The sequence below is a fragment of the Marinifilum fragile JCM 15579 genome (assembly GCF_001310955.1).
GTDB lineage: Bacteria > Bacteroidota > Bacteroidia > Bacteroidales > Marinifilaceae > Marinifilum > Marinifilum fragile.
Genome location: NZ_BAZX01000021.1, coordinates 25,864 through 41,622 on the forward strand (window position 1 = coordinate 25,864; position 15,759 = coordinate 41,622).

Here is a 15,759-nt window from a genome sequence, read left to right on the forward strand (position 1 = left end):
AGTGTCAACAACCAAATACATCTTCGTTACAGGTGGGGTAACCTCATCATTGGGAAAGGGAATTATAGCATCGTCGCTGGCTAAATTATTGCAAGCCAGAGGATACTCTGTAACTAACCAAAAGTTAGATCCATATTTGAATGTAGATCCAGGAACATTAAATCCATATGAACATGGAGAGTGTTTCGTTACTGATGATGGTGCGGAAACTGATTTGGATTTGGGACACTACGAACGTTTTACAAATGCTCCAACATCTCAGGCGAACAATGTTACTACAGGTAGAATCTACCGTAACGTAATCAATAAAGAGAGAAAAGGAGATTTCTTAGGAAAAACGGTTCAGATTATTCCTCATATCACAGATGAAATCAAAAGAAACATTAAATTGTTGGGAACCAAACACAAGTATGATGTTGTAATTACTGAGATCGGTGGTACTGTGGGTGATATTGAATCATTACCATACATTGAGGCAGTTCGTCAGCTTAAGTGGGAGCTTGGACGCGATGCTTTGGTAATTCACCTGACTTTGGTTCCTTACCTTGCTGCTTCAGGCGAGTTGAAAACCAAACCAACACAGCACTCTGTGAAGTCATTGTTGGAAACAGGTGTTCAGCCGGAAGTATTGGTATTAAGAACAGAACATGAATTGCCTGCTGATGTTAGAAGAAAAGTAGCATTGTTCTGTAATGTTGATCCTAAAGCGGTAGTTCAATCTATTGATGTATCAACCATTTACGAAGTGCCATTGAAAATGCGTGAAGAAAAGCTTGATCAAACCGTTTGTGAAAAGCTTGGACTAGACTTAAAGCAAGAACCAAAATTAAAGGAATGGACAAAATTCCTGACTCGTCTTCAGAATCCAAAATCGGAAGTGAAGATTGGTTTGGTTGGTAAGTATGTGGAGTTACATGATGCTTACAAATCAATCGCAGAATCATTCATTCATGCAGGTTCGGTTAACGAGTGTAAGGTGAAAATCCAATGGATTCACTCTGAGAAATTGAATGAAGCCAATTACCAGAAAGAGTTGAAAGACCTGAAAGGTATTTTGGTTGCACCAGGATTTGGTCACCGAGGATTGGAAGGAAAGATTTTGGCAGTACAGTATGCTCGCGAAAACAACATCCCGTTCATGGGTATTTGTTTAGGTATGCAGGTTGCGGTAATCGAGTTTGCACGTAACGTATTAAAACTTGAAGGTGCAGATTCTTTGGAAATGAATCCGAAAACTCCACATCCGGTTATCAACCTAATGGAAGAGCAGAAGAATGTAACCGAGAAAGGTGGTACCATGCGTTTGGGAGCTTACGATTGTATCTTAAAAGAAGATTCGAAAGCATTTACAGCATACAAGCAAAAAGAAATTTCGGAACGTCACCGTCACCGTTATGAGTTCAACAACGAATATTTGGAGCAATTCGAAGCTGCAGGTATGAAAGCTGTTGGTATGAACCCAGATACAGGCTTGGTTGAAGCGGTAGAAATTGAAGGCCATAAATGGTTTGTTGGTGTACAATTCCACCCAGAATACAAAAGTACGGTTATCAGACCTCAACCATTGTTTGTTGAGTTTGTAAAAGTAGCAATGGAAAAGTAATCTTTAGATTACAATACATTACTTAGAAAAGATAAAATAATAGAATATGGATAAAAATTCGATTTGGGGCTTGGTTATCATCGGTGCGATTTTGATTGGGTATACTTACCTGACAAAACCATCGGATGAAGAAATCAAAGCCATGAAGACCAGAGATTCGATTGCGCGTGTTGAAAGATTGCATGAAGAGCAATTAGAAGCGGAAAGAGTTGAGGCCTTAAAAAAGCAGTACGCAGAAAAGAAACAAGATACTGCAGCACTTCAAAGTGAATATGGAGCATTTGCAGGAGCAGTTCAGCAAAAAGAGGAAATCATTACCCTTGAAAATAAATTGGTGAAGATTAGCATCAATACTTTGGGGGGGAGAATTGCTAATGTAGAGTTGAAAGAATATAAAACTCATGATGCAAAAAAACTGATACTTTGGGGTGAGAAAAATTCCAAATTCGGATTGGCTTTCTATGCTGAGAACAAACCAATGAATACTCAGGATTTGTATTTTACTCCTGTGAATTCGGTTAAAACAGTTGATGCATCAACAGCACAACAAGTTGTTAGCATGCGTTTACATGCTGGCGAAGGCAAATACATCGAATACAAATATTCATTAGATCCGGATTCTTACATGCTTGGTTTTGATATCAACGTAGTAGGAATGCAAGATGTAATTTCATTGAATCAAAGAGATTTAACCTTCAACTGGGCAGCTGATATTCCTAGCCAGGAAAAAGGTCGCAAGTTCGAAAATCAGTATACCAATATTTCTTATAAATTTTTCGAGGATGATGTTGAAAGTATAACAGGTTCAAAAGAAGAGAGTTTATCAACTAAAGTAAAATGGGTTGGTTTTAAGCAACAATTCTTTTCATCTGTATTGATTGCTGATGATTCATTCAAAGGAATTGAGCTGAAATCGACTGATATGGAAGAAAATTCTCCAATTTTGAAGAACTTCTCGGCAGCGATTTCTTTGCCATATCAAGGATCTCAATTGGAAAATTACCCAATGAATTTCTATTTCGGTCCTAACAAATACCAAACTTTAAGAAAGTACGGTAAGGATATCGAATTGCATTCGTTAGTTGACTTGGGATGGAAAATGTTTGCTTGGGTAAACAAATGGTTTGTAATCCCTGTTTTCAACTTCCTGGAAAAACACATTGGTAACTACGGTATCATCATTTTGATTTTAACCATATTAATCAAGTTGATTTTAGCACCATTAACTTATAAGTCGTACATGTCGACTGCTAAGATGAAGGTGTTGAAGCCACAAATCGATGAAATCAACGAAAGAATACCAAAGGATAAAGCAATGGAGCGCCAGCAGGCAACCATGGCACTGTACAAAAAGGCAGGAGTGAACCCAATGGGTGGATGTTTGCCAATGTTGGTACAGTTCCCAATTCTGATTGCATTGTTCCGTTTCTTCCCTGCATCCATTGAGTTGCGTCAGGAAAGTTTCCTTTGGGCAGAAGACTTATCATCATACGATTCAATTTTAGATTTACCATTCAACATTCCATTCTATGGTGATCACATTAGTTTATTCTGTTTGTTGATGGCAATTACCAACTTGGTGTACACTCGTATGAATAGCCAAATGCAGTCGTCGCAACAAATGCCGGGTATGCAAACCATGATGTATTTAATGCCACTAATGTTCCTATTCTGGTTCAATGGTTATGCATCAGGTCTTTCGTATTACTACTTTATTGCAACATTATTTACCATTGTTCAAACTTGGGCAATCCGTAAGTATATGGTTGACGAAGACAAAGTATTGGCAACTATCGAGGCAAACAAGAAAAAGCCAGTGAAGAAATCAAAATTCCAACAACGTTTGGAAGAAGCTGCAAAGCAAAGAGGTTACAAGCCTCCTAAAAAATAAGATCATTACGATTCTATATACAGCCCCGCATTTTATGTGGGGCTTTTTTGTTAGGAACCTCATCCCCCAATCCCTTCTCCTCAAGGAGAGGGCTAGGGTGAGGTGATAAAAAATAGTCTGGTTTGAGATCAGGTTAACAATGAAGAATTGTAGCGTTTTATTTTATCGCATCCTAATTTTTTGTAGCTTCGCAAAGAATTCAAAATTTAATGCTGGAAATCCAACCCGTTCGTTGTTCATAGAATAATGGTTTGGGAACGACAAATCTTAATTACATATCTGAAGACACGCTTTGCCTTAAAAGGGTAAAAGCTTGGCTTGCTTTCAATTTATACTTTACATTTTGTAGAGGTAGATTGGTGTAATTAGATTAATCGTATTTATATATTTCCTCATTCCAGCGAAAATATTCCCTTAATCATGGTATTGCATCAATTGCCTCGTGAAATTTTACAATCACGAATAGTATGCTTTTAAATAAAAATACAAGAGAACAACTGAATGATTTGTTCTATATCATTCGACTACAAGACCGTTACGGAAATGCTTCATTAGATAAAAAGGTAAAAATAGAACAGGTATTGGCATTCCTCGAAATTATGCATGCTGACATTAAAAAAATATCGAAAAAGAAGAAATTGGTATTTATAGATAGTGCTGCAGGAAATTGCTATCTAAGTTTTCTAATCTATTTCTTTTATCAGAAAATAGATGAAAGAGACATCGAAATTCATTGTGTTGATATTAATGAAAGACTAATGGCTGAGAACAGAGAATTAGCCAAACGAATGAATTTTGATCGAATGCATTTCCATGCTAATGATATTAGTCAATTCACTTTCGATGGGAATGTAGATGCCGTTTATTCATTGCATGCTTGCGATACAGCAACCGATAAAACCATGCATTTGGCTATCAGGAATAATGCACGATTTATTTTTAGTGTAGCTTGTTGTCAACATTCCATTACAATGAGATCAAAAACCTTTAAATCAGTAATACGTCACAAGGCATTCCGTGATAAAACCATTATGATGATATCTGATTCCCTACGTGCCATGCTTCTGGAACTGATGGGCTTTAAGGTAAGTATCTTCGACTTTGTATCTTCTCGATTTACCGAGAAAAATACAATGCTAAGAGCTACCAGAACTGATTTCAGAAAGACTTTTGATATTGCCGACGAATACAAAAAAGTAAGTGAAGAATTTAAAATGAAACCTTACTTGGAAGAGCTTTTAAAAGAAGAACTTCAGTGGGTGGAATGAGAAATAATCTCATCCTCCATCTCCTTCTCCTCATGGAGAAGGGGAGTTTTCTACACAATCCAGATGGTTCCAATTTCCACTCCTTAAGCAGAGGACTAGTGTGAGGTGATAATACAATTTATCACTATCTTTCACATAACTTTAACACATAAGCAAACATAAGCCGAATAAAATGAACTCAAAACTCATAGCCTTAAGGCATCAGCTACATTCACAACCCGAACTATCCAATAAGGAATATAAAACCGCTCAAACCATTGTCGACTTCATGGTAGACTATCATCCTTATGAGGTCATCCATTTGGGAGATACGGGAAGGGCATTTGTATTTAAGGGAGCCGAAGAGGGCAAAACTACCGTGTTTCGTGCAGAATTGGATGCATTGCCAATAGAAGAAAATACGAGAGTAAAGTATGCCTCAATATACAACGGAGTGTCGCATGCCTGTGGGCACGATGGACACATGACTATATTGGCTGGTATGGCCCAGCAATTGTCAGCAAATCCGCCATGCAAAGGCAAGGTGATCTTGCTCTTTCAACCAGCCGAGGAGGTAGAGCAAGGAGCAAAGGATGTATTGTTTCATCCAAAATTTGCTGATCTGAAACCAGATTACATGTTTGCCTTGCACAACGTACCCGGGCAAGAGACCAATACCATTTTGCTGCGACGTGGAAGTTTTTCTGCAGCATCAAAAGGAATGACCATTGGATTAAAAGGGAAAACATCTCATGCGGCTGAGCCCGAGAAGGGAAGAAACCCGGCCATTGCCATTTCAAAAATCAGTCGAGAGTTAAACGATTTACTCAACAACAAAGCCCTGTTTACCGATCATACCCTACTAACCTTTATCTATATTCGTATGGGCGAGCAGTCCTTTGGAACTTCGGCGGGGAGCGGCGAAATGGGCGTTACCCTGCGCTCATTCGAGAATGTGGATATGATGGTTCTTACCCAAAAATCGGAGGAGATCGTACATAGAATTGCTGCTGAGGAAAATTTGGAATACAGCATTGCTTACCACGAAGAATTTCCGGCAACGGTAAATCAAGATGAATGTGTGGATATGCTGCAGGATTTGGCCGAAGAGCATAATTTGTCTTATAAATACATGGATAAACCCTTTAAGTGGTCCGAAGATTTTGGCTATTTCTCTCAGAAATACACCTGCGGATTTTTTGGTTTGGGAGCCGGAGTAGATCAGGCAGCCTTGCATCATCCCGACTACGATTTTCCTGACGAGATCATCGAAACAGGACTTACGATCTTTACAGGTCTGTACCAAAAAATAAACGGGGAATAAGTTAGCAGCCTTTCCAACGCTAACCCTTCGATTCCCTAAAGGGAACAGCGCACAGGAAAAGCCCCTTTAGGGGTTTGGGGTAATGGTAACTTGGAATTACTCATCACTTAATGAAAAGCCTGTCCGGCTTTAGGACAACAAGGAGTAAAGATTACTCTCAATAAATATTTTGAGCTAAAAACTAAACCAACACAATAATGTTATCTCAACTACTTAAAAACAATCAACACCTCTTTACCGATATTTTCCCATTCAACTTAAATCAAGAGAAGCATCACAAGCTCGATCTGTCCATCGATAATCAAGCCCTGTACTCCATAGACTTGAGTTCTGTGGAGGCCTTGCAGCAATACATTTCGGATTGCTTACAACAAACTGGCGCCAAATATGCCATTGGTGGATACAACGAGGACAGGCTGATTTATCGCAAGAGCAAACACTTTGGTGAGGGGGACGATGCACGAAGCATTCACCTGGGAACCGACGTTTGGTTGGCAGCCAATACCAGCATTGCAGCACCTTTGGATGGCAAAATCCATAGCTTTCAAAACAACGATTCGTTTGGCGATTACGGCCCAACCATCATACTCGAACATTGTGTAGAAGGAACTATATTCTATACCCTTTACGGACATCTCTCTGTTGAATCGCTAAAAGGGAAAAGTGTAGGACAAGAAATAAAGCAAGGCGAGCAGTTTGCCGAATTGGGTAACGATCAGGAGAATGGCAATTGGCCTACTCATCTGCACTTTCAGATCATCGCAGATATGAATGGTCGCAAGGGAGATTTTCCAGGTGTATGCAACCAGGCCGATCGCGAAAATTACCTCAATACCTGTCCTGATCCCAATTTGATTTTGAGACTGAAGTGATTGTGTCACAAATTGAAAGCTTTAACAAGACAAAAGCCACTATCAACAAGACAAGAAGTCAGTTACCCCAAGACACAAAAAAAGAACTCCAAGACTGCCGTAAGGTGCTCCAAGACATAGAAGAACCTTTTCCAAGACAAGGGGCAGGTGTAAAAAGACAGTTGGGTGAAGCCTCCAAGACAGGTTTGACACTCTCCAAGACCGAAGACTGGAATCTACTTTTGTCTTTTTCATCTTATTTCCTGTCTTACCACCATAAAAAAGAGGGGATCCGCAGATTCCCTCTCAAGTGTAAAACTCAAAACCCGTATTTATGAACATTAACTTACTGTTTCTTCTTGTGTATTTTCTTCTTCTTTTTTCTTACGGCGGTATTCAGCTTTCTTGTTTCTCAGGTATTTACTAGAATATAGCATTGCATGTTCCTCTTCGTCTCTAAATGCAAATTGTCCGTATTCCTTTAAATCATCGGCATATTGCTTCACCAAAGAGTATGCTTTGTCGCGGATTACCTTTCTGTCATCGTCAACATACAACGAACCGTTTACTTCTGCCAAGAGAGCTCCCATGCGTTCCGATTCGCTAATTGCGGTATTACATTTTGCGATATCGAATCCAATACCTGTTAATGGTTCTTGATTATTATTTCCCAGTGTCCCTAGCCTTAACAGGTCCATTACAGCATCTGCGTTGGAGTCACCTTCGTTTATTTCATCAAGAATTTCTTGTAATTCATCGTTTTTGCGGTAAGCAAAGCGCATGTTTTCATATAAATCACGAATTAGCTCAAACATGGCAGGTGCATCCTTTTGCCATTTTTTCTGAGCATCTTTCTGCGCCGTTAATTGGGTATCCCAAATGGCCTGTGCAATAGAAAGTGCTCCTGTTAGAACTTCAAGTTTGGTAAGGTTTTCTGCGGTATATCCAACAGGGGTCAACAAAGGCAAGTCTTCTTTTGCCACATGAATCATTGCTTTAATCTCTTGAATGTACATTCCAACAGGCATGCTGCAATGTTTTACATTTTCGTTTTTCACAGCTTTAATTTCTACCAAGCTGTCGTCATAGTTTTGTTGTTCAGACATTTTAATAATGTTTAAAGGTTAATAATTTCCTCCGCACTAATCCTTCTACATTAATTTCTGCTCTGATTATTTTGCTTTCATGGTTGACAAAACGATAATGAAATTATGAAACAATATTTAAAAATAAAAATAATATGCTGATTTATTGATAAAAGATTAAGTTCATACTGGATGTTGAAATCCATCACTTCCTGCGAATTTAAAGGTGTAGAGAGAATTTAAAATTCTTTAAAAAAAATATTAATGATATGGTAAATCTAAAATCAATCTGATGTTGTGAAAAAAGTGTTGTAAGTGATTTTATATTAGTGATAAAGTTTATTTTAATTCTGATTAAAGGTTTTGGTAAATGAAGTTATTATGAGTTTTATCCGTTAAGTGCGAATTGATGGAGTGGTTTTGTGTAGAGCTTATTTGGAACGAGGATGGATAGTTTCTTGGTGTTGGGTGTTTTTGTTTATATGGTTAATTTAGAGATCTGTATAACACTTGTGATAAGTGTACTTAAATTGTTACGCTGTATAAAAATACATATGAGATTTATCCCTATCATTTTAATATGCATGCTTGTTTCTTGTAAATCAAATAATAAACAAGAAAAGGTCGCAAATCATAAAAAGACAATTGATTCTGTTATTGTTGTTCCAAAGTTAGAAGCTGTAATTCAAGAAGTAGCGGTGGAGCAACCTTTGAATAATGCTGATAGTATTTATGCATTGAAAAAAATGCATAAACTGACTGAAATTAAAGCATATTTTAAAGATCGAATTATTTATGACCAACCTATTTCTTTATATCTAAATAATGAAATGATTGATTCTATTGTAGTTGATTTTTGTGATGGAAAAATATACCCATCTGATGATGAGATAACATTTAACTTATTGGAAACATTAACGAAAAAGAGTGGAGAATTAACTCCTTTGTATTATAAGTGTTTTGAATATTTGTGCTCACGATCAGATGGAGCGTTGCGAGAGATCATGGGAGTGTATGTAAAAAAGTTTATTCTGAATAATCCATCTTTTAGTATCGACAAATGTGGAGGAGAGTGTATTGATCATTTGGCATTTGAGTTTGCTATTAATGAGGAATGGAAATATGATATTAAAGAATTTTCAGACTCATTAAAAGTCATTTCTGATGGTGTAATTGATTCTTTAAGGATGAAAGAGTTTATTGAGGAAATTAGAAAGGCTACTTTGGAAGCTGAAAAAGATCTTAGATAGGCTTTTGCTTTAAGGTAAAATCTGTTGAGAACATGCTTAGCATCTTAAAGATGCTTAGCATATATTGAAAATATAGCTTTAAAAACCGTCACAGGATTTGATTCTTTGACGGTTTTTTTGTGTTTACAACCCATCTCATCCCCGAGCTTCTCTTCTAAGGAGAGGGTTAGGCTGAGGTTTTTCTTAAACCATGTTGAACAACATGAATTTACATCTTTCCATTGATGGCAGAATATCGGAATTTTAATAGAGTAAAACCCACCTAAGAAAGGACCGTGAAGTTGAGTCGTTTTACGAGTGTACCTCATAGCTTCGTCTATTAGTCCTCTAAAAGGGTATTCCACCCAAAAGCAAAAAACAACTAACAATCAACAATTGGTCTAAGCCAATTGCCCCTAACTAACACTTATCATGGCAAAATTTACCAAAGAGGATGCACTTCGGTATCATGAAGGCAAACGTCCCGGGAAAATCGAGGTGATCCCAACCAAACCACATTCTACACAATTGGATTTATCGCTTGCTTACTCTCCAGGGGTGGCAGAGCCTTGTCTGCAAATCGAGGCAAATCCAAAAGATGTTTACAAGTACACCGCCAAGGGTAACCTGGTGGCTGTTATTTCGAATGGTACTGCTGTTTTAGGCTTGGGCGACATTGGTGCCGAAGCAGGTAAACCAGTCATGGAGGGGAAGGGCTTGCTGTTTAAAATCTTTGCAGATATTGATGTGTTTGATATTGAGATAGACAGTAAGAATGTAGATGAGTTTGTTAAAATTGTAAAAGGAATTGCTCCTACTTTCGGAGGAATTAATCTGGAAGACATCAAGGCACCAGAATGTTTTGCCATAGAAGATCAGTTGAAAAAGGAGTTGAATATTCCGATCATGCACGATGATCAGCATGGTACTGCAATTATATCGGCAGCAGGATTGTTGAATGCCGTTGAGTTACAAAAGAAGAAACTAAGCGATATCAAAATTGTAGTGAATGGAGCAGGAGCATCGGCTGTTGCCTGCACTCGCCTTTACATCGCATTGGGTGTGAAGAAAAAGAACATCATCATGCTCGATAGCAAAGGGGTAATTCATAAATCTCGCACCGATTTAAGTGATATTAAAAAGGAATTTGCTACATCAGTTAATGTGAAGACCTTGGAGGATGCCTTGGATGGTGCCGATATGTTTTTGGGATTATCAGTAGCTAATGTGCTTAAACCAAGTATGGTGCAAAAAATGGCTGATAGACCCATTGTATTTGCACTGGCCAATCCTAATCCTGAAATCGACTACGAGCTGGCAATGAAAACACGAAAGGATTTGATAATGGCAACCGGTCGATCGGATCATCCCAATCAGGTAAATAATGTATTGGGATTCCCATTTATTTTCCGTGGAGCATTGGATGTTAAAGCTACGGGCATTAATGAGGAAATGAAGATTGCGGCCGTTAAAGCGTTGGCAACATTGGCAAAAGAGGATGTTCCTGATATTGTGAATACGGCTTATCACGAAATGAATCTTAGCTATGGTAAGAATTATATTATTCCGAAACCTCTTGATCCACGATTGCTAACTGTGGTTGCTCCTGCTGTGGCCAAAGCTGCAATGGATTCGGGCATTGCACAATCTCCAATTCAAAATTGGGACGAGTACAAGAACCAGTTGGAGCAAAGGTTGGGTAGGGACAACAAGTTGCTGCGAGCTTTGACTGACAAAGCCAAACGAAATCCGAAACGTGTTGTATTCGCCGAAGGTGGTAATTTTAAGGTGTTAAAAGCTGCACAAACAGTTCTTCACGAGGGTATTGCAGTTCCAATATTATTGGGTAATCCTGAGTACATCCATAAAGTAATACAAGAGAATGATTTGGATTTGGATGGTGTTCCAATCATCAATTGGAGAGGGGATGAAGAGAGATCAAGAAGGGAAGAGTACGCAAAAATATTGTTCCAAAAGCGCAACAGAAAAGGACTTACCTACAACGAGGCAGTGGATAAAATGACCAATCGAAATTATTTTGGAGCCATGATGGTAGAAACGGGTGAGGCTGATGCCTTTATTAGCGGTTCAACATCCAAATATGCCGATACCATTAGGCCTGCAATTCAAACGGTTGGGATCAAAGCAGATATCAATCACATTGCTGGTATGTATTTGTTGATGACCAGGCAAGGGCCAATATTCTTTTCGGATACAACTGTAAATCCGCGCCCTGATGCTCAAACTCTGGTGGATACCACATTGCTTACGGCTGAAGCGGTTCGCAAGTTTAATATTGAACCTGTGATTGCAATGGTTTCTTATTCCAATTTCGGTTCAATTCGGGAAGGTAGTCCGATTCGAGTGCAAAAGGCAGTTGAGATGCTACATCACGAATATCCGGAATTAATGGTAGATGGTGATATCCAAATGAACTTTGCTTTAAATTCTGAGTTAAGAACGAAAATGTTTCCTTTCTCAAAATTGGGTTCGCGAAGGGTGAATACGGTTATTTTCCCAAATCTGAGTTCTGGTAATATTGCTTATAAGATGATGCAGGAGATTGGTGGTGCCGAGGCCATTGGTCCAATTCTTTTGGGTATGAATAAATCCATTCATATTGTACCATTGGAGAGTTCGGTTCGTGAGATTGTAAACATGGTAACCATTGCCGTAGTAGATGCGCAATAAGATGTGAGAATTGTAAATCAGGGATTGCTTTAGGTTGCAATTCCTGAAAGAGTGAGCTAATTAGGTCTGTTAAGATTATTTAAACCTGTTGGAATATCTACTTCTAACAGGTTTTTGTTTTCAATCAGTCTGTATTTCGTTTGAAGGATATTATAGATAAACAGCCTAAAGTCGTGATAAATAGAGGGTTTAATAATTGTTAATACGCATATGGTTTAAGAAAAAATAAAACAACCTAATGTGTTTAATTTTTCTTATCTATTGGTAGTCAGGCGAAAGTGCAAGTTGATCATGCGAGAATGTACTCTTACCAAAATTACTTAGACTCAATCTAAGTAATGAGGAAGTATATTTGTTCAACTCATAAAATCTTACGAAATTTTATTTACCGTTTTAAAAATACGAGAAAGAAAAGTATGGTATTTTTTCGGTTTACATGAAGATACGACCCAGCTTTATGTAATGAAATTAATTACTACCCAAACCAACTATCATTCGCCCAGGAAAAGCCTTGAGCTTTTTCGAATTTTAATGCGTAAAAAATGAATCGGCATAAATGTTTTCTGTGACCGAGGAAGCGAAGCTGTGCCGAGACATCATATAATATAACCAGAGCGCTATACGCTGATAAAATGATATTAGGGCTTCAACCACCCTTCAACCAAAATCATTTTAGAGGCGGATCTTTTTCACAAGTATAAACCTTAAACTCAATCAACCATGCAAGCTTTAAATAGGCCTTATCTTTGGCACGCGATTTATACCAGATCGCGTGCAGAAAAGAGGCTGTACAAAGAATTGTGCTCCAAAAACATTGAGTGCTACCTTCCTTTAAAAAAAGAGCTTCGTCAGTGGAGCGATCGAACCAAGTGGGTTGAAGAACCATTGATTCGATCTTATTTGTTTGTGAAAGTCAGTGAAAGGGAGTATTACGACGTAATCAATTCTGTTTACGCTGTTGGATATGTAACTTTCGGTGGCAAAGCTGTGCCTATACCTGAATATCAGATTCAGGCTCTTCGAATTTTTCTGGATGATGAAAATCGTAAAGTAGATTTAAGTCATGAGAATCTGGAAAAAGGAGAATTGGTAGAAATAATGGGTGGTCCTTTAAAAGGAATTAAGGGCGAGATCATACAAATAAAAGGTAAGGATCGTATTGTTATCCGATTCGATTCTTTGGGAACTTGTGTTTATACTGATATTTCGTTAGACAAGATTAAACAAGTTCAACCCGTCGCTTGATACTGGTTACGGTATCGCAGAAATCAGAATTTTTTATGAATAAGTTTGAAGTAGTTACCACAATTGGATTGGGGTATATCGGACTTCCTACGGCCTCACTTATTGCTAGAAGTGGGATTCGTGTGCAAGGAGTTGATGTAAATCCAAAAGTAGTAGAGGCAGTAAATCTGGGTGAAATCATTATTGTAGAACCCGATTTAGATGAGTTGGTGCATCAGGTTGTAGAAGACAATTTGCTTTCCGCTCATACCGAAGTTCAGGAAGCTGATGTTTATACCATTGCGGTTCCAACTCCTTTTAAGGGAAACCACGAACCCGATATTTCATATGTATTGGATGCCACTAAGGCAGCAATTCCGGTATTAAAAGAAGGCGATTTATTCATTATAGAATCCACATCACCAGTTGGAACTACCGAGAAGGTTCGAGATTTAATATATACCAAGCGCCCTGAGCTGGAAGATCGAATATTCATCGCCTATTGTCCGGAGCGTGTGCTGCCAGGGAATATCATTTACGAGTTGGAACACAACGATAGGGTAATTGGTGGGATTGACGAAATGTCGACCGAAATGGCATGCGAATTCTTCCAAAACTTTGTGGTAGGTGAACTTCACAAAACAAACTCTCGAACCGCCGAAATGTGTAAGCTGGTTGAGAATTCTTCTCGCGACGTACAAATCGCATTTGCCAACGAATTATCGGTGATTTGCGAAAAGGCAGGAATTAATGTTTGGGAGTTGATTGAATTGGCCAACAAGCATCCAAGGGTAAATATCCTTAGTCCGGGTTGTGGAGTAGGTGGTCATTGTATTGCTGTAGATCCTTACTTTATTGTTTCTGAATATCCTTTGGAAAGTCAAATCATTGGTAAAGCGCGTGAAATCAATAATTACAAGGCATTTTGGTGTGTAGAGAAAATTAAAAATGCACGATTGCAGTTTCAGTTAGATCGCGGGTATGAACCCAAAATTGCAGTAATGGGGTTGGCTTTTAAACCAAATATCGATGATTTAAGAGAATCGCCAGCCATGTATATCTCCAATAAAATTACGCAATCGCAACAGGATGATTACTTAATTGTTGAGCCTAATATTGAAGAACATTCAAGCTTCCAGATTTGGGATTACCAGATTGCTTTTGATATGGCCGATATGATTGTCTATTTGGTGGCACACAATGAGTTCAAAAACCTTCCATTTTCTGATGAGAAAGTAATTCTCGATTTCTGCGGAGTTACCAATCATCAGGAGAAAATCTTTAATGAAATTCCTGTTGAAATTCCTAAGCCAAAGGAGAACAAAAGGAAGAAGTTAAGATAATACGGCTACTACTTTTTTACCATCTAATGATTAAGAAAATGAGTGATAATAATAAATATAGAGTATTGTTGGTTTTTGGTACTCGGCCAGAAGCCATTAAAATGGCACCTTTGGTTAAGGAGTTTCAGAAATATCCGGAACAGTTTGAAACCATAGTATGTGTAACAGGGCAACACCGCGAGATGTTAGATCAGGTGTTGAATCTTTTCGAAATCGTACCTGAATATGATTTGCAAATCATGAAATCAGGACAGGATTTATACGATGTTACCAGCCGTGTTTTAATAGGTATGAGAGATGTATTGAAAGTGGCAGATCCTGATTTGGTTCTGGTTCATGGCGATACTACCACATCATCCACAACGGCGTTGGCAGCTTATTATCAGCAAATTCCTGTGGCTCATATCGAAGCAGGTTTGCGTACCAATAATTTGTATTCTCCTTGGCCCGAAGAAGCTAATCGACAAATAACAGGTCGTTTGGCTCAATGGCATTTTGCACCAACCATAATGGCACAAAAGAATTTAATGGATGAAGGAATTTCAAAAAGCAGAATTGTGGTTACTGGCAATACTGTGATTGATGCGCTTCAGCTTACACTTACAAAAATTCATCGCTCTTCGAAAGTGGTTATGGATATCGTGAATGTTTTGCAAGCCAAAGGAATTTCTACAGGTCGAGTTGCCGAGTGGGTATATCGAACCCGCAAAATGGTATTGATTACAGGACATAGAAGGGAAAATTTTGGAAGAGGATTTCTAAATATATGTGAGTCAATTAAGTTTTTAGCTGAGAAACATCCTGAAGTAGATTTTGTATATCCGGTTCATTTGAATCCCAATGTTCAAAAACCAGTTTATGAAATTCTAGGACAAGGTGCAGATTCAGAAGGCAACTCAAATAACAATATCTTCTTGATTGATCCGATTGATTATCTGCCATTTGTTTACTTGATGGACTTATCTTACTTGATACTTACCGATTCGGGAGGCATACAAGAAGAAGCTCCATTCTTGGGCAAACCAGTTCTTGTGATGAGGGATACAACGGAAAGACCGGAAGCTTTAACCGCAGGTACAGTAAAGTTGGTTGGTACGGATTCTCAGAAAATCATAGAATCGGTTGATTTGTTGTTCCATGAAGATGCAACTTATCGAAAAATGGCTCAGGCCATCAATCCATATGGTGATGGGAAAGCTTGCATCAGGATTGTACAGGAGTTGAAAAAAGCATCATCCATTCGGGAACGTATTGTTGCCTAGTTTTACATA

11 protein-coding genes are annotated in these 15,759 nt (G+C 38.3%); 10 read left to right on the forward strand and 1 reads right to left on the reverse strand.

Annotated features, from left to right (window positions below; genetic code table 11):
- Position 1 precedes the first annotated feature (1 nt).
- The 5 genes from pyrG to JCM15579_RS14315 all read left to right on the forward strand — a co-directional run bounded on the left by pyrG (position 2) and on the right by JCM15579_RS14315 (position 6,937).
- The gene (gene pyrG / locus JCM15579_RS14295; protein WP_054721126.1) at positions 2 to 1,603 is read left to right on the forward strand and encodes a CTP synthase; all 1,602 of its coding nucleotides are present in this window, start codon (positions 2 to 4) and stop codon (positions 1,601 to 1,603) included.
- A gap of 46 nt (positions 1,604 to 1,649) precedes the next feature.
- Complete coding sequence (yidC, locus tag JCM15579_RS14300; protein ID WP_054721127.1) at positions 1,650 to 3,494, forward strand: membrane protein insertase YidC; 1,845 nt, start codon at positions 1,650 to 1,652, stop codon at positions 3,492 to 3,494.
- Between the two features lie 467 nt (positions 3,495 to 3,961).
- The gene (locus JCM15579_RS14305) at positions 3,962 to 4,762 is read left to right on the forward strand and encodes a methyltransferase (RefSeq protein ID WP_054721128.1); all 801 of its coding nucleotides are present in this window, start codon (positions 3,962 to 3,964) and stop codon (positions 4,760 to 4,762) included.
- A gap of 172 nt (positions 4,763 to 4,934) precedes the next feature.
- Positions 4,935 to 6,065, forward strand: a complete 1,131-nt coding sequence (locus tag JCM15579_RS14310; RefSeq protein WP_083464696.1) for an amidohydrolase — start codon at positions 4,935 to 4,937, stop codon at positions 6,063 to 6,065.
- A gap of 197 nt (positions 6,066 to 6,262) precedes the next feature.
- Positions 6,263 to 6,937 (forward strand): peptidoglycan DD-metalloendopeptidase family protein, encoded by a 675-nt coding sequence (locus JCM15579_RS14315; protein WP_054721130.1) that lies wholly within the window; start codon positions 6,263 to 6,265, stop codon positions 6,935 to 6,937.
- A 320-nt stretch (positions 6,938 to 7,257) separates the two neighbouring features.
- On the opposite strand, the gene JCM15579_RS14325 is transcribed toward JCM15579_RS14315, so the two are convergent.
- Positions 7,258 to 8,022 carry a hypothetical protein gene (locus tag JCM15579_RS14325; protein ID WP_054721132.1) on the reverse strand — a complete coding sequence of 255 codons (765 nt, stop codon included), beginning with the start codon at positions 8,020 to 8,022 and terminating at the stop codon, positions 7,258 to 7,260.
- Between the two features lie 425 nt (positions 8,023 to 8,447).
- On the opposite strand from JCM15579_RS14325, the gene JCM15579_RS14330 reads away from it, so the two are divergent.
- The 5 genes from JCM15579_RS14330 (at position 8,448) to wecB (ending at position 15,750) form a co-directional block, all read left to right on the forward strand.
- Positions 8,448 to 9,251: a hypothetical protein gene (locus tag JCM15579_RS14330; RefSeq protein ID WP_157471490.1), complete on the forward strand. Its 804-nt coding sequence runs from the start codon at positions 8,448 to 8,450 to the stop codon at positions 9,249 to 9,251.
- A 411-nt stretch (positions 9,252 to 9,662) separates the two neighbouring features.
- On the forward strand, positions 9,663 to 11,921 hold the full coding sequence (locus tag JCM15579_RS14340) for an NADP-dependent malic enzyme (RefSeq protein ID WP_054721135.1): 2,259 nt from the start codon (positions 9,663 to 9,665) through the stop codon (positions 11,919 to 11,921).
- A 720-nt stretch (positions 11,922 to 12,641) separates the two neighbouring features.
- Positions 12,642 to 13,166 (forward strand): UpxY family transcription antiterminator, encoded by a 525-nt coding sequence (locus JCM15579_RS14345; protein ID WP_054721136.1) that lies wholly within the window; start codon positions 12,642 to 12,644, stop codon positions 13,164 to 13,166.
- Between the two features lie 35 nt (positions 13,167 to 13,201).
- The gene (wecC, locus tag JCM15579_RS14350) at positions 13,202 to 14,488 is read left to right on the forward strand and encodes a UDP-N-acetyl-D-mannosamine dehydrogenase (RefSeq protein ID WP_083464698.1); all 1,287 of its coding nucleotides are present in this window, start codon (positions 13,202 to 13,204) and stop codon (positions 14,486 to 14,488) included.
- 38 nt (positions 14,489 to 14,526) lie between these two features.
- Complete coding sequence (gene wecB / locus JCM15579_RS14355) at positions 14,527 to 15,750, forward strand: non-hydrolyzing UDP-N-acetylglucosamine 2-epimerase (protein ID WP_054721165.1); 1,224 nt, start codon at positions 14,527 to 14,529, stop codon at positions 15,748 to 15,750.
- The last annotated feature ends 9 nt before the right edge of the window (positions 15,751 to 15,759 follow it).

Excerpts from the sequence above, each read along its gene's own strand:
- JCM15579_RS14315 (WP_054721130.1), top strand. The coding sequence starts at position 6,263 with ATGTTATCTCAACTACTTAAAAACAATCAACACCTCTTTACCGATATT.
- JCM15579_RS14310 (WP_083464696.1), top strand. The coding sequence starts at position 4,935 with ATGAACTCAAAACTCATAGCCTTAAGGCATCAGCTACATTCACAACCC.
- JCM15579_RS14340 (WP_054721135.1), top strand. The coding sequence starts at position 9,663 with ATGGCAAAATTTACCAAAGAGGATGCACTTCGGTATCATGAAGGCAAA.
- JCM15579_RS14345 (WP_054721136.1), top strand. The coding sequence starts at position 12,642 with ATGCAAGCTTTAAATAGGCCTTATCTTTGGCACGCGATTTATACCAGA.
- wecB (WP_054721165.1), top strand. The coding sequence starts at position 14,527 with ATGAGTGATAATAATAAATATAGAGTATTGTTGGTTTTTGGTACTCGG.
- yidC (WP_054721127.1), top strand. The coding sequence starts at position 1,650 with ATGGATAAAAATTCGATTTGGGGCTTGGTTATCATCGGTGCGATTTTG.
- wecC (WP_083464698.1), top strand. The coding sequence starts at position 13,202 with ATGAATAAGTTTGAAGTAGTTACCACAATTGGATTGGGGTATATCGGA.
- JCM15579_RS14305 (WP_054721128.1), top strand. The coding sequence starts at position 3,962 with ATGCTTTTAAATAAAAATACAAGAGAACAACTGAATGATTTGTTCTAT.
- JCM15579_RS14325 (WP_054721132.1), bottom strand. The coding sequence starts at position 8,022 with ATGTCTGAACAACAAAACTATGACGACAGCTTGGTAGAAATTAAAGCT.
- JCM15579_RS14330 (WP_157471490.1), top strand. The coding sequence starts at position 8,448 with ATGGATAGTTTCTTGGTGTTGGGTGTTTTTGTTTATATGGTTAATTTA.